This is a genomic window from Mesorhizobium sp. M0701, assembly GCF_040320365.1.
Lineage (GTDB): Bacteria > Pseudomonadota > Alphaproteobacteria > Rhizobiales > Rhizobiaceae > Mesorhizobium.
The window spans coordinates 135,045-156,336 of sequence record NZ_JAMYPO010000003.1; the positions used below are offsets into that span (position 1 = coordinate 135,045).

23 protein-coding genes are annotated in these 21,292 nt (G+C 63.4%); 10 read left to right on the plus strand and 13 right to left on the minus strand.

Annotation, left to right across the window (positions count from 1 at the left end; all coding sequences use genetic code 11):
- The first annotated feature begins 10 nt into the window (after window positions 1-10).
- From biuH to atzF, 5 genes are read left to right on the plus strand one after another with little or no spacing between them, the layout of a single operon-like run.
- Window positions 11-712 (plus strand): biuret amidohydrolase, encoded by a 702-nt coding sequence (gene biuH, locus NKI24_RS04510; RefSeq protein WP_352452343.1) that lies wholly within the window; start codon window positions 11-13, stop codon window positions 710-712.
- 10 nt (window positions 713-722) lie between these two features.
- Window positions 723-2,255: an ABC transporter ATP-binding protein gene (locus tag NKI24_RS04515; protein WP_352743605.1), complete on the plus strand. Its 1,533-nt coding sequence runs from the start codon at window positions 723-725 to the stop codon at window positions 2,253-2,255.
- Window positions 2,255-2,923: a cysteine hydrolase family protein gene (locus NKI24_RS04520; protein WP_352452341.1), complete on the plus strand. Its 669-nt coding sequence runs from the start codon at window positions 2,255-2,257 to the stop codon at window positions 2,921-2,923. Before NKI24_RS04515 ends, NKI24_RS04520 begins: the two co-directional genes overlap by 1 nt.
- Window positions 2,916-3,266: a cupin domain-containing protein gene (locus NKI24_RS04525; RefSeq protein WP_352452340.1), complete on the plus strand. Its 351-nt coding sequence runs from the start codon at window positions 2,916-2,918 to the stop codon at window positions 3,264-3,266. Before NKI24_RS04520 ends, NKI24_RS04525 begins: the two co-directional genes overlap by 8 nt.
- Window positions 3,263-5,068 carry an allophanate hydrolase gene (gene atzF, locus NKI24_RS04530; RefSeq protein ID WP_352743608.1) on the plus strand — a complete coding sequence of 602 codons (1,806 nt, stop codon included), beginning with the start codon at window positions 3,263-3,265 and terminating at the stop codon, window positions 5,066-5,068. Before NKI24_RS04525 ends, atzF begins: the two co-directional genes overlap by 4 nt.
- Before the next feature lie 5 nt (window positions 5,069-5,073).
- Here the strand turns inward: atzF and NKI24_RS04535 are convergent, their stop codons facing one another.
- Together NKI24_RS04535 and NKI24_RS04540 are read right to left on the minus strand one after the other, a co-directional pair.
- Window positions 5,074-5,631, minus strand: a complete 558-nt coding sequence (locus NKI24_RS04535) for a cytochrome c (RefSeq protein WP_352452338.1) — start codon at window positions 5,629-5,631, stop codon at window positions 5,074-5,076.
- A 17-nt stretch (window positions 5,632-5,648) separates the two neighbouring features.
- A complete protein-coding gene (locus NKI24_RS04540) occupies window positions 5,649-6,191 on the minus strand; it encodes a phosphatase PAP2 family protein (protein WP_352452337.1) in 543 nt (180 codons plus the stop codon).
- Window positions 6,192-6,232: 41 nt separating this feature from the next.
- On the opposite strand from NKI24_RS04540, the gene NKI24_RS04545 reads away from it, so the two are divergent.
- A complete protein-coding gene (locus tag NKI24_RS04545; protein ID WP_352743611.1) occupies window positions 6,233-6,715 on the plus strand; it encodes a DUF2127 domain-containing protein in 483 nt (160 codons plus the stop codon).
- Window positions 6,716-6,757: 42 nt separating this feature from the next.
- Here the strand turns inward: NKI24_RS04545 and cueR are convergent, their stop codons facing one another.
- Window positions 6,758-7,156 (minus strand): Cu(I)-responsive transcriptional regulator, encoded by a 399-nt coding sequence (cueR, locus tag NKI24_RS04550; RefSeq protein ID WP_352569081.1) that lies wholly within the window; start codon window positions 7,154-7,156, stop codon window positions 6,758-6,760.
- A 265-nt stretch (window positions 7,157-7,421) separates the two neighbouring features.
- Here cueR and NKI24_RS04555 point away from each other — a divergent pair, with 265 nt between their 5' ends.
- From NKI24_RS04555 to NKI24_RS04565, 3 genes are read left to right on the plus strand one after another with little or no spacing between them, the layout of a single operon-like run.
- On the plus strand, window positions 7,422-8,489 hold the full coding sequence (locus NKI24_RS04555) for a type III polyketide synthase (RefSeq protein ID WP_352743613.1): 1,068 nt from the start codon (window positions 7,422-7,424) through the stop codon (window positions 8,487-8,489).
- A complete protein-coding gene (locus NKI24_RS04560; protein WP_352743615.1) occupies window positions 8,486-9,199 on the plus strand; it encodes a class I SAM-dependent methyltransferase in 714 nt (237 codons plus the stop codon). The genes NKI24_RS04555 and NKI24_RS04560 overlap by 4 nt, the downstream gene beginning before the upstream one ends.
- Complete coding sequence (locus NKI24_RS04565) at window positions 9,196-10,416, plus strand: NAD(P)/FAD-dependent oxidoreductase (protein ID WP_352743617.1); 1,221 nt, start codon at window positions 9,196-9,198, stop codon at window positions 10,414-10,416. The genes NKI24_RS04560 and NKI24_RS04565 overlap by 4 nt, the downstream gene beginning before the upstream one ends.
- On the opposite strand, the gene NKI24_RS04570 is transcribed toward NKI24_RS04565, so the two are convergent.
- From NKI24_RS04570 to NKI24_RS04615, 10 genes are all read right to left on the minus strand, one after another.
- Window positions 10,413-12,947 carry an NAD-dependent epimerase/dehydratase family protein gene (locus NKI24_RS04570; RefSeq protein ID WP_352743619.1) on the minus strand — a complete coding sequence of 845 codons (2,535 nt, stop codon included), beginning with the start codon at window positions 12,945-12,947 and terminating at the stop codon, window positions 10,413-10,415. The two genes, NKI24_RS04565 and NKI24_RS04570, sit on opposite strands and share 4 nt — an antisense overlap.
- Window positions 12,948-13,324: 377 nt before the next feature.
- Window positions 13,325-13,567, minus strand: a complete 243-nt coding sequence (locus tag NKI24_RS04575; protein WP_352743620.1) for a hypothetical protein — start codon at window positions 13,565-13,567, stop codon at window positions 13,325-13,327.
- Between the two features lie 126 nt (window positions 13,568-13,693).
- Window positions 13,694-14,260, minus strand: a complete 567-nt coding sequence (locus NKI24_RS04580; protein WP_352452329.1) for a hypothetical protein — start codon at window positions 14,258-14,260, stop codon at window positions 13,694-13,696.
- A complete protein-coding gene (locus NKI24_RS04585) occupies window positions 14,257-15,036 on the minus strand; it encodes a DsbA family protein (protein WP_352743622.1) in 780 nt (259 codons plus the stop codon). Before NKI24_RS04585 ends, NKI24_RS04580 begins: the two co-directional genes overlap by 4 nt.
- A gap of 53 nt (window positions 15,037-15,089) precedes the next feature.
- Window positions 15,090-15,773, minus strand: coding sequence for an SCO family protein (locus tag NKI24_RS04590; protein ID WP_352743624.1), 684 nt, complete (start codon window positions 15,771-15,773; stop codon window positions 15,090-15,092).
- A gap of 67 nt (window positions 15,774-15,840) precedes the next feature.
- On the minus strand, window positions 15,841-16,368 hold the full coding sequence (locus tag NKI24_RS04595) for a TlpA family protein disulfide reductase (protein WP_352621413.1): 528 nt from the start codon (window positions 16,366-16,368) through the stop codon (window positions 15,841-15,843).
- Window positions 16,369-16,375: 7 nt separating this feature from the next.
- Complete coding sequence (locus tag NKI24_RS04600; protein WP_352452325.1) at window positions 16,376-16,816, minus strand: DUF411 domain-containing protein; 441 nt, start codon at window positions 16,814-16,816, stop codon at window positions 16,376-16,378.
- A 29-nt stretch (window positions 16,817-16,845) separates the two neighbouring features.
- A complete protein-coding gene (locus NKI24_RS04605) occupies window positions 16,846-18,279 on the minus strand; it encodes a multicopper oxidase family protein (protein WP_352743626.1) in 1,434 nt (477 codons plus the stop codon).
- Between the two features lie 131 nt (window positions 18,280-18,410).
- Window positions 18,411-18,875 (minus strand): hypothetical protein, encoded by a 465-nt coding sequence (locus tag NKI24_RS04610; RefSeq protein ID WP_352743628.1) that lies wholly within the window; start codon window positions 18,873-18,875, stop codon window positions 18,411-18,413.
- Window positions 18,876-18,905: 30 nt separating this feature from the next.
- Entirely contained in the window at window positions 18,906-19,331 is a 426-nt protein-coding gene (locus tag NKI24_RS04615) for a MerR family transcriptional regulator (protein ID WP_352455405.1), read from the minus strand.
- A 63-nt stretch (window positions 19,332-19,394) separates the two neighbouring features.
- On the opposite strand from NKI24_RS04615, the gene NKI24_RS04620 reads away from it, so the two are divergent.
- Entirely contained in the window at window positions 19,395-21,257 is a 1,863-nt protein-coding gene (locus NKI24_RS04620; protein WP_502901431.1) for a heavy metal translocating P-type ATPase, read from the plus strand.
- Window positions 21,258-21,292: the final 35 nt, after the last annotated feature.

Consider the following 21,292-nt stretch of genomic DNA (forward strand, 5'->3'; position numbering starts at 1 on the left):
GTTTTTTCCGATGAACGCCAGAGCCGAGATCACCCAGCGCTACATCGATGCCGACCCCTATCCATGGCCCTATAATGGCGAGCTGCGGCCGGACAATACGGCATTGATCATCATCGACATGCAGACCGATTTCTGCGGGCCGGGCGGCTATGTCGATCATATGGGCTACGATCTTTCGCTAGTGCGGGCGCCGATCGAGCCGATCAAGTCGGTGCTCGCAGCCATGCGGGCCAAGGGCTACACCATCATCCACACGCGCGAGGGCCATCGGCCCGATCTCGCCGACCTGCCGGCCAACAAGCGCTGGCGCTCGCGCCGCATCAATGCCGGCATCGGCGACCCCGGGCCTTGCGGGCGCATCCTGGTGCGCGGCGAACCCGGCTGGGACATCATCCCCGACCTCTATCCGGCGGCTGGCGAGCCGATCATCGACAAGCCGGGCAAGGGCTCGTTCTGCGCCACCGACCTGGAGCTGATCCTGCACCAGCGCGGCATCGAAAACATCGTGCTGACCGGCATCACCACCGATGTCTGCGTCCACACGACGATGCGCGAGGCCAATGATCGCGGCTTTGAATGCGTCATGCTGGAGGATTGCTGCGGCGCGACCGATTACGGCAACCATCTCGCCGCGATCAAGATGATCAAGATGCAGGGCGGCGTGTTCGGCGCGGTGTCGAATTCGGTATCCTTCGTCGCGCAGCTGCCGTGAGGACACGATCTTGAGCGGAAGCATCGGCAAGAAAGCCGTCGGCGTCGAGACCATCGGCATGACCATGCGCTTCGGCGCCTTCACCGCGCTGGACGATGTCTCGATCAAGGTGCCGGCGGGATCGTTCCATGCGCTGCTCGGCGAAAACGGCGCCGGCAAGTCGACGCTGGTCAAATGCATGATGGGTTTTTACCATCCGACCGCCGGCGACATGCTGGTCGATGGCCGCGAGGTCGCGATCGCCAGTCCGAAGGATGCCTCGGCATTGGGGCTCGGCATGGTCTACCAGCATTTCACGCTCGTCCCGTCGCTGACCGGCGCGGAGAACCTGGTCATTTCGCGCGAGAAGGTGCCCGGCGTCATCGACTGGCGCAAGGAGCGCGCCGCACTTGCGCAATTCATGCAGCGGATGCCGTTCAAGCTGCCGCTCGACGTCAAGGTGGCGGAACTTGCGGCCGGCGAGAAGCAGAAGCTCGAAATCATCATGCAGCTCTATCTCGGCCGCAGTTTCCTGGTGCTCGACGAGCCGACTTCGGTGCTCACTCCCGGCGAGGCACACGAAGTGCTTGGCCTGGTGCGCGACATGACCAGGACCGGCGACCTCACCGTGCTGATGATCTCGCATAAATTCCACGAGGTGACGGCCTTTGCCGACGATATCACCGTGCTGCGCAAGGGCAGGCTGACCGGAACCGGAAAGGTCTCCGAACTTTCCCACAAGCAGATGGCGGCGATGATGATCGGCGATCAACCGATCGCCGCACTCGACAGCCGCGCCCCGGTGCCGGCCGGCGCCAGACAGGTGCTGACGGTAAAGTCGCTGAAGGCGCCCGACCGCACCGGTTTGAAAACCATCGACATCGGCGAACTCGATGTGAAGTCGGGTGAGATCGTCGGCATTGCCGGCATCTCCGGCAACGGCCAGAAGGAGTTTCTCGAAGTCCTTGCCGGACAACGGGCGCGCAATGGCGGCGACGTTCTGGTGAAAGGCTCGCCCTATGGCGCCAGCCGCAGCGAGGCGCGCACGCTCAATGTCCGCTTCATTCCGGAGGAGCCCTTGCGCAATGCCTGCGCACCGAAGATGACGGTGGCGGAAAACATGGCCTTCCGGACCTTCGACCTCAACGAGGCCGGCAAGCCGGTCAACTGGATCAGGATGAGTGCGATCAGGGACTACGCGGCCCGTCTGGTCCAACAGTTCAAGGTCAAGACGGCATCCCTCGCTTCGCCGATTTCGTCGCTCTCGGGCGGCAATGTGCAGCGCGCCGTGCTGGCGCGGGAACTGACCGGCGAGGTCGATTTGCTCATCGTGTCGAACCCCTGCTTCGGCCTCGACTTCTCTGCCGTCGCCGAAATCCGCGCCCGCATCATGAAGGCGCGCAACGCCGGTGCCGCCGTGCTCCTTATGTCGGAGGACCTTGATGAGCTGCTCGAGCTCTCGGACCGCATCTTCGTCATGTCGGACGGCGCGCTGGTCTACGAGACGCCGATCGCGCAGGCGAGCGTGCAGACGATCGGCGAGCACATGGCGGGACATCACTGATGGCTGGGATCGAGGCGCTGCCGTTTCCGTTTGTGTTCAAGCCTGAGGCGATGGCGCTGGTCGTCATCGACATGCAGCGCGACTTTGCCGAACCCGGCGGCTTCGGCGCCAGCCTCGGCAATGACGTCAGCCGGGTCACGGCCATCGTGCCGACGGTGAAGAGGCTGATCGAGGGGTTTCGCGCCGCTGGCCTGCCGGTGATCCACACGATGGAGTGCCACAAGGCAGACCTTTCGGATCTGCCACCGGCCAAGCGCAATCGCGGCAATCCGTCGATCAGGATCGGCGATGTCGGGCCAATGGGTCGTGTGCTGATCGTCGGGGAGCCGGGAACGGCGATCCTCGATGAACTTGCCCCACTGCCTGGCGAGATCGTCATCGAAAAACCCGGCAAGGGCGCGTTCTATGCCACCAGCTTCGGCGACGACCTCAAGCGGCTTGGCGCACAGCAACTGGTCTTTGCCGGGGTGACGACGGAGGTCTGCGTGCAGACGACGATGCGCGAGGCCAACGACCGCGGCTATGAATGCCTTCTGGCGGAGGATGCCACTGAGAGCTATTTTCCGGAGTTCAAGGCGGCAGCCCTTGCCATGATCAGGGCGCAGGGCGCCATCGTCGGCTGGACGGCAACGACGGACCAGGTGCTCGAGGGGATTGCCAATGCCTAACCTTGCCTTTGCCGGCCTCCTCAATGGTGGCTGGCGCGGTCTGCCGTTCGAGCCTTTCCGCGATGGCATTACGGCGCATTGGCTGCTCAAGGGCGGACCGACGGAACCGTCGGTCGCCATCCTGAACTACCGGCCCGGCGCCGGCGTGCCGCGCCATCGCCATGCCGGGCTGGAAACGATCCTTGTGCTGGAAGGCACACAGAGCGACGAGAACGGCGATCATGCCGCGGGCAGCGTGATCCTGAACCCGGTCGGAACCGAGCATTCGGTGTGGACGAAGGATGGCTGCGTGGTGCTCATCCAGTGGAACCTGCCGGTAGTCATTCTGGGCGAGGCCAAATGAGCGACATCCGCTTCGACATAGCGAGCCTGCACGCTGCCTATCAGGCCGGCGTCAGCATCGGCGAGATGATCGATGCGGTCGATGCGCGGCTCGCGGCGGCCGATGACCCCGGCATCTTCATCCATCTGGCGAGCAGGGCGGAGTTGCTTGCCGAGGCGGAAAAGCTCGGCCCGTTCGATCCCGTGGCAAAGCCGCTGTGGGGCGTACCGTTCGCGGTCAAGGACAACATCGATGTTGCCGGCATGCCGACCACGGCGGCTTGTGCGGAATATGCCTACTTGCCGGCGAAAGACGCCACCGTCGTCGCGCGGCTCAAGGCCGCCGGCGCACTGGTCGTCGGCAAGACCAACCTCGACCAGTTCGCCACCGGCCTGGTCGGTGTGCGCACGCCCTATCCGATCCCGAGGAATGCGATCGACCCGAAACTGGTGCCGGGCGGCTCCTCATGCGGCTCGGCCGTCGCAACCGCGCGCGGCATCGTCTCGTTCGCGCTCGGCACCGACACCGCCGGTTCTGGGCGCATACCCGCCGGCCTCAACAACATCGTCGGGCTGAAGCCGAGCGTCGGCGCGCTATCAGCCGCCGGCGTCGTGCCGGCCTGCCGGACGCTTGACTGCGTCTCGGTCTTCGCGCTCACCGTCGATGACGCCTACAGCGTCTTCGAGGTCGCGGCGGCAAAGGACGACGCGGATCCCTATTCGCGCGACCTCTGCATTCAGGCTCTTGCCGCGCGCCCGCCGGTGCTGACGGTTGGCGTGCCGGCCAGGGCCGACTGGACCTTTTTCGGAGACCAGGCGATGCAGGCGGGTTTCGAGGCCGCCCTTGCCTCGCTGGAGACGCTGGGCTGCCAGCTGGTGGAAATCCCGTTCGCCGATTTCTACGCCACCGCCAACCTGCTTTACGAAGGCGCCTGGGTAGCCGAGCGTTCCGCCGCGATCAGGGACTTCATGGATGCCAACGAGGCCGCCATGCATCCGGTGACGCGGCAGATCATCGGCGGTGCGCGAAAACTTTCCGCCGCGGACGCTTTCAACGGGCTCTATGCCCTGCAAGGCTATAAGGCCAGGCTTGCGCCGGTCATCGCCTCGGTCGACGTTTTCTGCGTGCCGACCGCGCCGACGCACTACACAGTCGAAGCGGTGCTGGCCGATCCGATCGTCACCAACAGCCGGCTCGGCACCTACACCAATTTCGTCAATCTGCTCGACATGTGCGGCATTGCCGTGCCGAGCGGAACCCGCAGCGACGGTCTGCCGATGAGCGTCACCTTGCTTGCCGCGGCGGGCAAGGACCATCTGCCGGCGTCGCTTGCGCGCGATGTCCATGCGGCAAGCGGCCTTGCGCTGGGCGCTACAGGCTGGCCGCTGCCGCGTGGCGACGTTCGCGTCGACGTGGACGAGGGCACGATCGAGCTGGCCGTGGTCGGCGCGCATCTGTCGGGGATGGCGCTGAACGGCCAGTTGCAGCAGCTCGGCGCGATTTTCGCCCGGGCGGCAAGAACGGCGCCGCTGTACCGGCTTTATGCACTCGCCGGCCAGTCGGTGTCGCGACCGGGGCTCGAGCGCAGCTGCAATGGCAAGGGGGCAGCGATCGAGGTCGAAGTCTGGCGGCTCTCGCCACAAGCCTTCGGCCGCTTCGTTGCCGCGATCCCGCCGCCGCTCGGCATCGGGACGCTTCTACTCGATGACGGAACTTCGCCGAAAGGCTTCCTCGTCGAAAGTGCCGGCCTTGCCGATGCAAAGGAAATTTCGCATTTCGGCGGCTGGCGCAATTTCATGGCGGGTCAGCTGCAGCGGAGCTGACGCTATCACTCTACCTTTTGCCTGAACTTCGAATGGCAGCTCGAGCAATCCTGCAAGATGAGATGCAGGAGGTGCTCCGCCGGCAATTTAGTGGGATCGGCTTCCGCGAGTGATGGTCGCTTGCCAAGCAGGCTGCCACCGCCCATTGCCAGGCCGGAACCCATTCTCATGTCGTCGGTGATATGCGGTGGTGCCCGCTCGGCGTCGGAGGCCAGGGCGCTGGCCAGCGTTCCGATGTGGCGTGCCAGCCCTTCGAACTCCGCGCGGGCGGGGTCGATATCCGGCTTGGCGCCTGAAGGCGCTCCCAATGTCGCGCTGGGGAATTCGGCAATCAAGGCAGGGCCGGTGCGGGCGCGGATGGTCTCGGCCGCCGCCTTGAAGGCTGCGGCGTCGTACGCCTGCTTGCCGTCGAACATCCCAGCGATCGCCTTTGCCGCCGCGGCCATTTCCTTCATCGAGGCCTGGCGAGCCTGGATGACCGCATCACGACCCGAATGGGCGGCGGCGAGCACGACAGAGACGCAGGCAAGCGACAGGACCGCTATGATAGCTGCTCGTCTCATCGTTTGCACATAAGGAGCTAGAGAATTCTTGTGACCAGACTGTCCAATCGGGAGTTCTCGCGATAGGCCAATCGGACCACAACGGCACCTAAGACGCCAGTGATGGCACCGCCTATCACGTCGGTGAGATAGTGGGTGCCGATGTAAATTCTCGACCAGCAGATCAGCAATGCCATGATGGAGAGGGCCAGCGTCCGGCGCGGCAGACCTTGCATTGCAAGAGCCGCAACAACCGCAAAGCTGGCTGTCGCGTGGTCGGAGGGAAACGACCAGTCGGCGCTGGGCGCAATCAGCAGATGCGTCAGGCCGGCATCGTAGGGCCGCAGCCGGTGGACGAATAGCAAAATGAACTGATTGATCGCCAGACCGAGCAGGAACGCCAAGCCGGCGGACAAGGCAGCATGGCGCACATGGTAGCGGTCGGCCTTTGCCCACCATTGCAGGGCAACAGCCAGCACCATCAGCGGAACGCCGATTTGTGAGACGGCGATCATTGCCTTATCAAGAAAAGGGCTGATCCCGGCTGCCGCGTTGATCCAGTGGGTTAGGGCTGCATCCATCGTTTCTCGTTTCCGCTGTTGTCGATCGCAAGGTGAATTTTGTGAAAGCAGTAGACGAACGCCGCATCCATCAGATTTTCGAGCTCAGCATCTGGCTTAAAGGGGCGCATGCCCTGATCGAATGCGTGGGCGGGATCCTGCTTTATGTCGTCACCACCGACGCCATTGCCTCCTGGGTCGATACATTCACTCAAGAGGAATTGATCGAAGATCCGAACGATTTCATAGCTGGCTATCTGTCGCAGATGGCAAGCCACTTTTCCGTCGCCAGCAAGGAGTTTTATGCCTTCTACCTGCTTAGCCACGGCTTGATAAAACTGCTGCTCGTTGTCGGGCTTTTGAGAGGCAAGCTGTGGTCGTATCCGGCATCGCTTGCGGCGCTGGGCGCATTTATGTTCTATCAAGTCTACCGCTACTCCTACACCCATTCGTTCGGCCTGCTTGTCCTGACCGTATTCGATGCTGTCGTCATGGTGCTGATCTGGCATGAATGGAAGGTCGTGCGGCAGCACAAGCCGGCATGACAGCGAAGTTTGCACGTCAGCCGCTCCGATTTTCAATCCACCTCACTGGGCGACGCCTTGTCCTGCCAGCTCGTCGATGATCGGGCAATCCGGCCGCTCGTCGCCGTGGCAGTGACTGACCAATTGGTGAAGCAAGCCGCGCAATCCGACCAGTTCGGCGATCTTCCTGTCGATCTCCACCAGCTTGGCTTTCGCGATCGCCTTCACGTCGGCGCTGTCACGTTCCCTGTCTTGATACAGCGAGAGCAACTGGCGGCATTCGTCGACCGAAAATCCCAGGCTTCGCGAGCGCTGCAGGAAGCGCAGCCGGTGAATATCGGCCGTCGAGTAATCGCGATAGCCATTGTCTGTCCGAGCCGGATGCAAGAGCCCGATGTCCTCGTAATAACGGATCGTCTTGGACGGCAGGCCGGATTTTTCGGATGCGATACCGATGTTCATGGTGGAAAATCTCCTTTGTCGGAGGAAATAGACCTTCCAGTAGATGGAAGGTCAACATGATGTGGCGATTTTGGATGCCCGACGCAACCGCCCGCCCGCTCCAACCGTTTCCCTGCCAACAGCGCACACTGAACCTTCGGGAAGAAATCAGTTTTCGGAAACGTTTATCGAACAGCGCTCAAAACCCGGTGTTCGACACCGGGTAACGATGAGCAAGGACCCTCCGGCGGCACGTTACACCGTGCACCCGCCGAGGAGACAGAATATGCCCGTCAACGCCTATATCAACCGGATCGCGACGGCGGTGCCGGAGCACGAGGTTCATCAATTCTACCTGCGTTTCGCGGCCTCCATGCTCGCGGCCGATCGCCGGAGGATCTTCGAACGCATGGCCGATCTTGCCAGCATCGAGCACCGCTATTCCTGCTTTGCGCCGGCGTCCGACCCCGAAGGACCAACTGCCGACCTGGCCGGGACCTTCATCCGGGGCGCGTTTCCCGGAACAGCGGCGAGAATGGCGATGTTCGACGATGCCGCACCTGTTCTGGCGCAAAAGGGCATCGACGGATTGCAGCTTGGCGACGACGCTTCCCGCATCACCCATCTTATCGTCACCACCTGCACTGGCTTTTCGGCGCCGGGCATCGATCTGGAGTTGATCGCGCGTTGCGGGCTTCCCGATAGTGTCGAACGCACGATGATCGGTTTCATGGGTTGCTACGCGGCGATCAACGGGCTCAAGCTGGCCCGCCACATCGTCCGCTCCGACCAGCAGGCCAAGGTCCTGCTGGTCAATATCGAGCTCTGCACGATGCATCTGCGCGAAACCACCGAGCTGGAAAAACTGCTGTCGTTCTGCCTCTGGGGCGACGGCTGCGCGGCCACGCTCATTACCGCCGAGCCGGCCGGCATCGAGCTCGATAGCTTTCACTGTCTGGTGGCGAGGGAGCGGCGGGATCTGATGCGCTGGAATATTCGCGACCACGGCTTCGAAATGGTTCTTTCCGGCCAGGTGCCGGCAGCGATTCATGAGGCGTTGCGGAACAGCCAGGCCGCCATGCTCGGCGGCCGGCCGACCGAGGCAATCGACCTTTGGGCCGTGCATCCGGGTGGACGTTCGGTGCTCGACGCCGTCGAAAGGGCTCTGGAACTGGAGCCCACCGCGCTGGAACCATCGCGCGAGGTGTTGCGCCAGTATGGGAACATGTCGTCGGCGACCGTCATGTTCGTGATGAAGGAGATGTTGAAGGCGCCACCCGGCCTGCTCGGTTGCGGCATGTCGTTCGGACCCGGGCTGACGGCCGAAACCATGCTCTTTCGAACGGTGTCATGAGCGGCCTGGAGCACCGGCAGCTTGCGCCGGAAATCCTCGACGGACTTGCGGCCGAAGATCCGCGAGCGCTGGCCGCGCGCCGCGACCTTCGGCGCATCAATATGCTGATGTTTCAGGTGCCGATCATGACGTCGTTGCTTAGGAGGTTTGTGCCAAAGCCGCCACGCCGCATTCTGGAGATCGGCGCGGGCGATGGCTCCTTCATGCTGGCGGTGGCGCGGCGCATGGCCACGCATTGGCCTGGGGTCGAACTGGTAATGCTCGACCGCGTCGGCCTCGTCACCGCGCAATTGCGCGGTGATTTTGACAGGCTGGGATGGAAGGCCGAAGGCGTCACCGCCGATGTCTTCGACTGGGCAGGAAAGATCGAGGGTGCGCCGTTCGACGCCGTCACCGTCAATCTGTTCCTGCATCACCTCGACGATGCGCAGCTCGTGCGTCTGTTTTCGCTGATCAGGCCGAAAGCCCCGTTGCTCATCGCGACAGAGCCGCTGCGGGCGAAACTGCCGCTGGCCGCGACCCGTCTTCTGCCGGCAATCGGCGCCAACGACGTCACACGAAACGACGCGGCGCAAAGCGTGCGTGCCGGCTTTCGCGGCAGCGAGCTTACCGGTCTCTGGCTTGCGGCCAACGGCAAACCGGTCGAGGAGCGGCGCGCCGGCCTGTTTTCCCACATCTTCGTCGGCGCCAGTGCCAGTGTCGAGCCATGACGGGATTGTCGACTCATGACGCGATCGTCATTGGTGCCGGCCCGGCGGGCACCTCCGTCGCGCTCACGCTGGCCCGGCGCGGATGGGCCGTGGCAATTGTGGAAAAAAGCGCGTTCCCGCGCCGCAAGGTCTGCGGCGAATACATCTCGGCAAGCAATCTTGCGCTTCTCGGCCGGCTCGAGATCGGCGATGCCTGGCGTACCAATGCCGGCCCCGAAATCCGCCGCGTCGGCTTGTTTTCCGGCGAGACCTGCGTCGAGGCGGCAATGCCACGTGCAGGAGCTGGGCCTCGTGCGAAAGACAGCTTCGGCCGGGCGCTCGGCCGGGACATTCTCGACTCTCTGCTTTTGCAAGCGGCGCGATCGGCGGGTGTCGAAATCTTTCAACCCTGCCGCGCCGTCGCCATCGAGCCGGACGGTGAGATGCAAAGGGTGCGAATTCAGGCCGGGGATGAAGCGGCGATGTTGCGTGCGCCGGTGATTGTCGCCGCTCACGGCTCGTGGGAACCGGGACCATTGCGCAGCCAACTCGCAAAGGCCAATCGGCCGTCGGACCTGCTCGGCTTCAAGGCGCATTTCACCGGGTCGTCGCTGGCGCCGGATTTGATGCCTCTGCTGGCCTTCCCTGGCGGCTACGGCGGCATGGTTTCGGCGGATCATGGCCGGTTGTCGATCTCGTGCTGCATCCGGCGCGATATGCTCGCGCGGCTGCGTAAACAATATGGCCTCAAACAACGGAGCCATGTGTCGGCCGCCGATGCGGTCTCCCGGCATCTCCTGAATTCATGCCGGGGCGTGCGGGACGCCCTGGAACCGGCTCTCCTCGACGGTCCGTGGCTTGCCGCAGGTCCGATCCGGCCGGGAATTCGCTCGTGCTACGAAGGGGACATCTTCCGCGTCGGCAATGCAGCCGGAGAGTCTCATCCTGTCATCGCCGAGGGCATCTCGATGGCGCTTCAGTCCGGCTGGCTGCTGGCTTGCGAACTCGCATGCGCGCCAAGTGGCCGAGCAGGGCGCGAGGCTGCCGCCAGACGCTACGAGGCGGCCTGGAAAAGACTGTTTTCGACACGGGTATACGCCGCCGCGGCCGTTGCCGGAATTGCCCTTCGCCCCGGCAGCGCCACCTTGATGGCGGCGATCGTCCAGAATTTCCCGCAGGCACTGACGCTGGGCGCGCAACTGAGCGGCAAGACCAAGCCGGTTCCAGGCTTCGTCTAGGCGACATAGCGGTCCCATGAGCCGTAGTGCTCCTTGCTTCGGCGCCCCCGAGGCAGGCTGAGGCCGATCACAACTAGCCCTGCAACGGCATTGTTCAATGTCGAACCTCTGGTCGCGCCGTCGAGCAGCCAGGGCGCTGCGATCAGCCATAACCCGAACGGCAGGTTGAGGAATCGCAACGGCCGTGCCACCTCGGCCATGGCGCAGACCGCGATCGTGATGATCATGGCGCCCGAGAGGTGATCGCTGTTTGCAATGGCGCCGGCTGTGCCGAAGACCAGCCGCGAGACCATCAGCCAACCGCCGACGATACAGCATGCGACCAGCGTCCATGGAAACGTGACACCGCGAATGGCTGCGGCGGACTGTGCGGCAAGCGCGGCGGAAAAGCCGGGATCGTTCTTGTCCGCCTCGCCGTTCGGCTCCGGCCCGCCTTGGAAAAAGGTGCGCCAGAACGGACGGTCTGCCCGCACGCTGCGCAGCATGTACTGGCCCATGGCGACCACCTCGTCCAGCGTCAGCGGGATCATGACCAGCATGGCCGCCGCCGCGATGAGGCACAGTGTGCAATAGGTGCCGATCATGATCGGCTGGATGATGATGAAGAAGATCGAGACGCCGCCGAGCGGCACCACCAGGATGAAGAAGAAGGTCACCATCCAGGGCATGGTGCGCCAGCGGGTCGCCGTGCCCATCGCGCCCATCAGGGTTTCGATCATATAGGCCACGGCGCCAAGCCCGGCATCAGCGACTGGCCAGGCTCGAGAAACGTCGGATGTGATGATGAATTCCGTGCCGTTCCTGCCGTCTCCGCCGGGGAAGAACGGCTCCCAGACAGCACCCACATGGCCGAGCTGGTAGGCAGTGAGATAGCGGGCGATGAGGAAACCGAAGAAACCGAGCGCGATGATCGGCAGGCGCTGCAGCCAGGATGACGGCGAGTAGGTCCAGCCAGGCGGAACGGTGCTCTCGTCCATCATCCCTTCGTGGCTCATGCCTGGCATCATCGGGACGAGCACCGAGAAAGTGATGGCCAGCGCGCCGACGATCGTGTCGTTCATGGTGGCGGCGGCGCTCGGCGTCCAGAAGAACAGCGGCGCGAACAGCAGCCATATGCCGGCGATCGTCGTGCCCCATTGCGCCCAGGAAAAACGCGGCGACAGTGCGAGCCCGCCAAACAGCATCAGCAGCAAGCCCGAGACAATGTCGCTCCAGCCGGTGAGCGCGTTGCGCAGCACCGGTTCCCACAGTCCACGCTCTTGCGTGACGTCACGCACAGTGCCGGCCGCCGCCGGATCGAACAGCGCGAACTGAAGCGGGCTGGTGAGGAGCCACACGCCAAGCGTGATGACCAGGAAATGAGCCCAGAGCATCTGCTTGCCCATCCCCGCCATCTCGGCCATGTGTCCGGGTTTCATCTTGTCGTGTTTGGCCTCGAACGCCTTGTCTTTCTCTCGCGCTTTTGTTCCGCTGCCGGCCACCTTGGCGGCGTTGAGCTTGTTGGCCCGATACCAGCCGGCGGGATCTGCCTTGAGCGCGTCGACGATCCGCGGCAACGTCTCGCGCAGGGAATGCCGGGGCTGCCAGCCGAGGACATCGCGGGCACGGCTGATATCGATCGCGTAGTGGTCGTCGGCGATATCGACCATCCAGGGACGAACAAATGATTCTTCGCCCAGCACGTCCTGTTGGACCCAGGCACCCGCCTTGGCGAGCGCCTTCGGCACCTCCCGTGTCTCCCAGTTCTCGCCACGGATCAACCGACCAATCTCGGCTTGAAGTTCGCCGTAGCCCATGACCTCAGGCTCGCCGAGAAGCAGCGCCAGCTCCGTGGGAAGTTTCTTCCGCCGATCTATAAGGCGCGCCACCGCATCGGTGAGGTCTTCCAGATGCAGGAACGACTGCCCGGTGCGCAGGTCACCCGGATATACATGCCCGGTCGGATCCTCTTCGTAGATACGCGCAATCTGATTGGCGAGGAATGCGTTACGGCCGAGATCATCATAGACGCCGGCCGGCCTGGCATAGACGACAGGGATCGCCCCGTGCTGCTCATGGATCAGGCGCTCGGTCTCGATCTTCGAGGTGCGGTAGGGTAGGTTCGATTCGAGCGGCCAATCCTCATCGATGATGTCGCCTGGTCGGCCACCCTTGTGCGCCAGCATCGAACTCATGAAGACAAACTGCTCGACCTCAAATTGTTTCAGGGCGCGCAGGAGCTTCTCGGTGCCGCCAACGGTAATCTTTTCGTAGAGCGGGTTCCGTTCGCCTGTGAGATCGAAATAGGCCGCAAGATGGATCACCGAGGCGAGGCGGGCGCCATAGGCCGTCCGCACGCGCGCCAAGCCGGCTGCCACGACGTCCTCCGATGTCAGGTCGATGCAGACGCACTCCGCGGCCGGCGGCGGCTGACGCGTCGCCGCCCGGTCGAGGCCGACGAGAGCAAACCGGTCGGCGAAGCTGTTGACCAGAGCCGAGCCGATGAAGCCGGTGCTGCCGGTAACAATAACCGTGTCTTTGCGCTTCGCCATCCAGACCTCATAGCCGGCGATTTGCCACTCCTGAGAGGGCCGAAGGCGACAGACGTTAAGAGCCGAGGGGGCCGGACCAGTTCCGACGCCGACCCGATGACGCTGCTGCTTCCGATGACGACTACAACTTTCCGCCCTTTTTGCTCTTTTGACCCCGACTGCCTATGCTGTCAGGTTCGCAAATATTTGACCAGCGCCGCGATCGCGAGCACGAGGGTGACAAGCACCAGGACCCAAATGAGCGCCATGCCGCCCATCATCCACATTGAACCGTCCATCATCATTACAATCATCCCTCCCGCCGCCGCTGCCACCGGCGATTGCGAGGGGAACTAGTTCGCCATGTATGCCCGTCAAGGCGAACTCGATCAACTCGATCAGCCCACGAAGGCGGTGGCTTGCCGGTCAATCAGGGCATGTTCAATGCTATCGACGAACGAGTTCATAGTAGGCTTCGGCCAAAACATGCTGGCCGTGCGGTAACTCGGGAACGGCAGGGCTGTGATCAGTGCCTCCAGCGCTCGCAGCAAATACTCCGCGACATCTGATCTGCCTTGCCGATATGCCTCTCTGAACGGGGCCAATAGCTGCCTTTCGAAATTCATGGTTCGGTCCGCCATTGGACGATCTCCGGAAGTTGGCAATGAGCCTAACCGTTCCAGCCACCGGAAGGTCAAGCGCACCTTTCAAGAAGCTAGAACAGGTTGAGAGCGCTTGTTGAACCGCATCCGAGGCGTCGCCCGGCTCTACTCTCCACCGCCGCAGCCGTCGGAGAGATCCCAGACGTCGACGACCTGCTTGCCGGTGAAACCGTGCTCGCGGATCAGGAACTTCGCCAGCCCGCCATACACTTTCCAGCGCCAGCATTGACAGCAGCATGGGCCTTTCTCGTTGGAATTGGCCATCGCGTAGTCGTAGGCCTGCTGCTCATCGCCGGAGAGTTTCACATCGTAATAGGGCATCATCTTCTGTGCGATGCCGGCCGGAATATCGTACGGATCGCTTGGGATCATCGCAATCTCGCGGTACCTGGCCAGGCCGCTCACCTGCTCGGCATAGCGCTTCGTCTCCATCGGGCTGCAGCACGAGCCCGTGATCCGCGACATTGCCGGCATGGTCGCGATCGATTCCGTGAACTTGGTCGAACACGTGCTGTTGCCGTTCTGGCTGAGATATCTGAAACGGCGTGCCAGATCGGGATCCTCAGCGGCGATCGCCAAATCCGGCCCCTTGAGCAGGCTCACGACCGCAGCGGCGCCAAAGGCGCTCCCCAGAACAACCGTCCGTCGGTTTGGGCAAAATATTCGGCTCATTTGCTGGTCCTCGCCTGCTCGATCAGTTTCTTCATCGTTGCGAGGTCGGTCGCGCCGGGGAAAATCTGCTCGCCAACGACGAAGCTTGGCGTTCCGCTGATCTTCAGCGCCTGGGCCAGTTGCGTATTCCGGTCGATCGACGCCTGGATATCGGGCTGCTGCATGTCGGTCTTCAGTTTAGCCACATCGAGACCGACGTCGGCAGCCACCTTCAGCACGACCGCTTCGGTCACCCGCGTCTTCACCGCATACAAGGCCTTGTGGAATGCCATGTATTTGCCCTGGCGCACTGCGGCGAGAGCCGCCTTGGAAGCAAATACGGAATCCGTGCTGAGGATCGGGAATTCCTTGTAGACGATCTTGAGCTGCGGATCGTCGGCCATTGCTTGCGCCATGATCGGCGCAACCTGCCGGCAATAGGGGCAGTTGTAGTCGAAGAACTCGACCATGGTGACGTCGCCTTCGGCGTTGCCGCCGATCGGGCTCGCCGGGTCCCGGAAAATCTCGTCCGCCTTGTCCTTCAAAGCGGCTTTCGCCTCTTTTGCGGCAGCCTCGCGCTGGCGGGCGTCGAGGCTCTGCAGCGACTGCACGAGCACCTCGGGATGCGCAAGAATGTAGTCGTGAATGCGCTGGTCGAACTGGTCCTGGGACATCTCGCCCGCGGCGATCGCCTGATTGTGGAGACCGAGCGCGAGCCAGATCGTCGCGCCGGCCAGCATGACGGCACGGGCCATTTTGCCGACGGCTCCGCTCAATGGATTGGACTTGTGGGTCACAGGGTTCTCCTTCCCTCTGTTTCGCCGGACCGCCGGCACGTGCAAATGATGCCTCAGAACATGCCCTTGATTTTCGCCCACCATCCCGTTTCCTGCTCATGGTGCGGGCGCTCGACATTGTTGGTAAGCGCATTGACGAATGTGACGAGATTGACCGACGCGAAATCCAGGCCATGGAAATTCGCCCGCCAGCGGCCCTCCTTGTCGATCACATGGGTGATGGTGCCGTGCATCTGATAACCATCATCCGTCAGCTTGAACTTGTGGCCGAAGGCCTCCGCCAGTCTGCGGGTCGCATCCTCCGGCTGATCCTCCATCGTGGTCAGGAACAGCCAATTGACGGGATCGAGCCCGTGCGCCGGCCCGTATTTGCTGAGCACGTCCGGCGTGTCCCTGGTTGGGTCGGTGGTGATGGTCACAAAGCTGACCCGGTCCTTCATCGGCGTGCCGTTCACCATTTTCTGGATCTCGGCGACCTTCTCGGCATGAAGGGGGCACACATCCGGGCACGACGTGTAGATGAAGTGGAGGACGACCACCTTGCCACGCAGATCGGCCGTTCGCACGACACGCCCCTCGGCGGTGCGCAGCGTGAAATCAGGCGCGGGTTTGTCGATCGGCTGGAAATATTTCTCGTCGGCCTCAAGCGTGGCGTCGATTTCGTCGAGCGAGTGGGCTTGCGCCTGATACGAAAAGCCCGCGGTCAGCGCCGCAATGGCAATTACGCTTAGCAGCAAGCACCTCCATTCGTTCAAAGCCGATGCAACGCAGCGAGCCTTTAGCCCGAACATATCTGTCCCTTTCTCACTTGGCGGCGATGCGGCTGCGGATGAAGTCGACCATGTCGGGGGCGTCCCATTCGGCCGGCCCAATCAGCCGGCCGATCTCCTTGCCGTCGCGGTCGACCAGCAGGGTTGCCGGAAGGCCGACGGTTCCGATGGCGAACATGGCCCTGCCCGAGACGTCGATGTTGAGGGCGAGGTGCTTGATGCCGATGTCGGCGAAGAACTTCTTCACAATCTCAGGACCGGCGCGGTCCATGGACAGCGCGACGACCTCGAAATCCGGACCGCCGAGCTTGGCCTGTAGGCGATCGAGCGTCGGCATCTCCTTGCGGCAAGGCGCGCACCATGTCGCCCAGACGTTAAGCAGCACGACCTTGCCGTGGAAATCCGCAAGCATTTTCGGCTTGCCATTGCCATCCTCGAAGCTGATTTCCGGCACGGGGACGGGCGCCTCGTGAACGGCAAAGTTCTGCGGCGGCTCAGCGGCTGATACCGGCCACGAAAACGCCAGCAGCATGCCAACCAGGACCATGGCTAGTTTGCTCACAATGTCCTCACTCGGTCGCGTAGACGGTGGGCGCCTTGCCGTCCTTGGTGAAGGCGTAGACAACGAAGGGGCCTTGCTTCTCGCCACCCATGCCTGGGGCGCCGGCCGGCATGCCGGCGAGCGTTATGCCGGTGATGGCAGGGCGCTCGGTCAAAAGCTTCTTGACGATCTCGACCGGCACCAGGCCATCGACGATATAGCCGTCGACCATCAGCGTGTGGCAGCCTTCGAGGTCGGCCGGCACGCCGGCATCGCTGCTGATCTGGGAGAGATTGTTGACCGGCTTGATGTCGACCTTGAAGCCGTTGTGCTCGAGATAGTTGGCGTAGGACTCGCAGCAGCTGCATTGCGGGTTCTTGTACATGACGGCGTTGATCGTTGCGGCGAAGGCGGGCAGCGGCGTTGCGATCAGCAGGGACAGTGCGGCAAGGCGGTAGGTCAGTTTCATTGCAGTTCTCCTTCGTTGGATAAAAAGTTTCAGGTCACGCGGAAGACGGTCATAAGACCCGCCATCTGGTGGTCGGCGACATGGCAGTGCAGCATCCAGTCGCCGGGATTGTCGGCGACGAAGGCGCATTCGATCACATCCTTGGGGGCGAGCAGCACCGTGTCCTGCCATTGGCGGTGCGGCACCGGCGAACCGTTGCGCGAGATGACCGACAGGCTGAAGCCGTGGACATGCATCGGGTGCCACCAGGCGGTTTCGTTGCGCATGGTGAGATGGCAGGTCACACCGCGTTTCAGCGTGAACTGCGGCGCCATGCCGGCATGGCCGTCGCCGGTCATCGACATGCCGTTGATCGCCCAGGCCGCACCGCCGTTCATGCCCATCATCCCCATGCCCATCATGCCGCCGACGCCCTTGAGCTTGCCGCCGCCCATCATGCCGCCCTGCAGCACGATTTCCTGGCGCTCGGCGCCAGCGAGGTCGGGCTGGGGCAGAGGGTTGCGCGGCAGGCCGGCTGGCGCGTCGAGCGGATGGGTTCTCAGCGGCGGCGCTGCGTCATAGGCCAGCGTGGTCAGCGTATAGGCGAGGCCGTCGTAGAAATCGTCGATCACCGCGTGGCGGCTGCCGGGGTGGCCCTGCATGTCGAGCACGATGTCGATGCGCATGGCGGGCGCCAGCACCAGGCGACCGCCCTCCGGTTCATGCGGATCGCAGGGCTGGCCGTCGATGGCGACGACGACCGGACGGTGGCCTTCGAAGCGCAGCGCCATCATGCGGGCAAGCGAGGCATTGGCGAGCCGCAGCCTGACGCGCTCGCCGGCCTTCACGCTCCGATCGCCTGGCCCCGTGCCGTTGATGGTGACGACATTGCCGACGCGGCCCGACATCGACGCATCCATGGCACTGCCGAAGCCGCCGGCGATCTGCCCATCGGCCGCAAGCCGCCAGTCCTGCAGCAGCCACAGAATGTCACGGTCGACGGCGACCGGCTCGACCTCCTCGACGACCAGTGCGCCGGCAAGGCCACGGCCGAGCTGGACCAGGCTGTTGGCGTGCGGGTGATACCAGAAGGTGCCGGCATCGGGCGGGGTGAATTCATAGATGAAATTTTCACCTGGCCTGATCGGCTTCTGCGTCAGGCCGGGCACGCCATCCATGGCGTTCGGCAGCCGGATGCCATGCCAGTGAACCGTGGTGTCTTCGTCCAGTCCGTTCTCGACGATGATCCGAGCGGGCTGCCCCTGGCGTAAGCGCAGTGTCGGGCCGGGGACCATGCCATCATAGGCCCATACCGGAGTGCGCGGACCATCAGGGCCGGCGAACCGTGCCTGGCCCGGCGCCACCCTGATCCGGTATTCGCCCGTGGCCATCGCCAGCGCAGGGCGGATCGGCGCCGCGGCAATGCTCGCTGCCGCAAGCAGGAATTTGCGGCGCGTTATGAACGGATTTGAAACGGAATTCACTTTTGTGACCCTTGCGGTAACCGACGGCGAACGTCGCGACGTCGATTGAATTGCTACCGCGCCCGCTGCGCAGTTACGCGCAACCGAGCGATCAAACGCCGCTAATCAGCCGTGGAACGGCAGAAACGGCGTCAGACGAGAGCGCTGGGTCTTGGAGGGAATGGCTCGGGCAGCAGACTTCGCCCGTGCAGGAACGGGGCGGTAAGCGCCGACGGCAGCTCGGGCTGCGGCAGTCCCGTCACGGGGAGAGCCTCCGGCAGCACCGCCAGAACCGGTGCGACACAGGTCGGCGCACATTGCATCGGTTTGTCATTGCCGGCCGAGCCCTTGAGGCAAGCGTTGCAGTCACCGTCCCTGGCATCGGCCATCTTGGCCATGTCGGCGTCGGTGGTGCCGTTATCTGCGGCCATGGTCATGCGGCCGTCGACTGCCATCCTGGCCGACATGACGGCAGCCTGAGCGGCGGACAGGCTGAACCCGGCGGTCACGACGACCGCGAGGAGCATGACCAGGAGGTGTTTTGGTGACAGGCGCGCCATCATCCGCTCAGGTTGACCGTAAAGTGCGGCTTTTGCAAGCTCCGGATGCCGCGACATCGGGGCTGACGCGAGCTCTGCTCTGGCAAATCAATGGTGAGGATGCTCGCATTTATCGTGATCCGCCAGCACCTCGATGACACGGCATTCGCAGACTTTTCCGTGCCGGCAGCCTTCGACCATATGCTCCAGCTCGGCTTTCAATGCTGTAAGGCTGCGTATCCGCTGAACCACGTCGGCCAGACGCGCCTGGGCAATGGCGTCGGCGGTGGCACAAGGCTGGCTGGGATTATCCTGCAGCGTCAGCAGCGCCCTGATGGCTTCGATCCCGAACCCCAACTCGCGCGCGTGCCTGATGAAGGCGAGCCGGCGCAAGTCTGCCGCTTCATACTGCCGGCGATTGGCTTCGCTGCGGGCAGCGGCAGGAAGCAACTCTATCTGCTCATAGTAGCGGATGGTTGGAACCTTCACGCCGCTGTGTCGGGCCGCTTCACCGATGGTCACACCTGTTGACATTTCGCTTGCTCCTCTAGTCGCTAGAGGATGTAGCGTCGCGGTCGAAGATACAAGAGGTTCATCATGGCTGCGACCAAACAACAGACCCGCTACCGCGTGGAAGGCATGGATTGCGCCGGTTGCGCCAGCAAAATCGATACGGCCGTGCGGCGGATGCCTGGTGTTCAGGACATCAACGTATCCGTTTCGGCGGGCACTCTGACGGTCACTCATACTCCCGAAAGCAATCTCGGCGCGATCGAGAGGAAGGTCACCGGCCTCGGCTACGCCGTCGCTCCGCTGACCTCCAAGTCTGGGACGCCGGCGTCCGATCAATCCGCCGACAACCATGCCGACGGAAGGCGCAATCACGACGAGAACGTGGCGCGGTTACATGATAACGATGATGCGCCGGCGTCGGAGCTATGGTGGGACAGCGCCAAGGGTCGCCTGGCCATCGCCAGCGGGGTCGCCTTGGCCGTGGCTTTCGCGATTGATTACGCCTGGCCCGCGACCGGCCCGTGGGCCTTCATCGCCGCAATGCTGCTCGGCCTGGCTCCGATCGCGCGCCGAGCGGCCATGGCCGCAGCGGCAGGCATTCCGTTCACAATCGAAATGCTGATGACTGTGGCGGCGGCCGGGGCCGTCATCATCGGTGCCGGCGAGGAAGCGGCGACGGTGGTCTTCTTGTTCCTGATCGGCGAGTTGCTCGAAGGGGTTGCGGCCGGCAAGGCACGGTCCAGTATTCAAGCGCTCACGGCCCTCGTTCCCAAAACCGCGTTCGTCGAGAAAGACGGCCAGACCCGCGAGGTGCCGGCAGAAAGTCTGGCTGTGGGCGCCATCATCCTCGTGCGGCCGGGCGACCGGATTCCGGCTGACGGCGAGATCACCGAAGGCGGGAGCGCCATCGATGAATCATCCGTCTCCGGTGAAAGCGTGCCGGTGCGCAAGGACGTCGGCGACACGGTCTTTGCCGGCACTATCAACGGCGACGGCGTGCTGCGCGTCAAGGTGACGGCGACCGCCGCAGACAACACGATTGCACGCGTGATCAAGCTGGTCGAGGAGGCGCAGGAAAACAAGGCGCCGACCGAGCGCTTCATCGATCGCTTTTCGCGCTGGTACATGCCCGGCGTTGTCGCCATCGCGGCGCTCGTGGCCACCACACCGCCGCTGCTCTTGGGCGGCGATTGGAACGAATGGATATACAAGGGGCTGGCGCTGCTGCTCATCGGCTGCCCGTGCGCGCTGGTCATTTCAGTTCCGGCGGCGATCGCGGCGTCGCTTTCGGCCGGAGCCCGGCGCGGCCTGCTGATGAAAGGTGGGGCGGTGCTGGAAGGGCTCGCGACCATCAACGCCGTGGCGCTCGACAAAACCGGCACGCTGACGCTCGGCAAGCCACAGGTCACCGATGTCGTTGCGGTGGGTGCCGGTGAACGCGACATCCTTTCGCTGGCGGCAGCGCTTGAGATCGGCTCGAGCCATCCCCTCGCTTTGGCCATCCTCCAAAGGGCCAAAGCCGGCAACATTCCCGTGCCGCCTGCCGCCGAAGCCAAAGCGATCGGCGGTAAAGGGGTTATCGGTCGTGTCGGCGGCAAGAACCTGTTTCTGGGCTCGCCAGTCGCGGCGGGCGAGATAAACCTGCTGCCAGCAGACCAGGCGGCACGCATCGTGGCATTGAACGATGAAGGCAAGTCAGTGGCGGTGCTGCTTGTAGACAACGCGCTGGCCGGCTTCATTGCCATGCGCGACGAACCCCGGCCGGATGCTTTCGCCGGGCTAAAGGCGCTGACCAATGCAGGCATCAGGACAGTCATGCTAACCGGCGACAATAAGCGCACGGCGGCTGCCATTGGCAAACAGCTCGGCATCGAGGTGCGCGCCGAACTGCTCCCGGAGGACAAGCAGCGCATCCTCGGCGAGTTGAAGGGGCAAGGGTTAGGGTAGCCAAGGTCGGCGACGGCATCAACGATGCGCCGGCA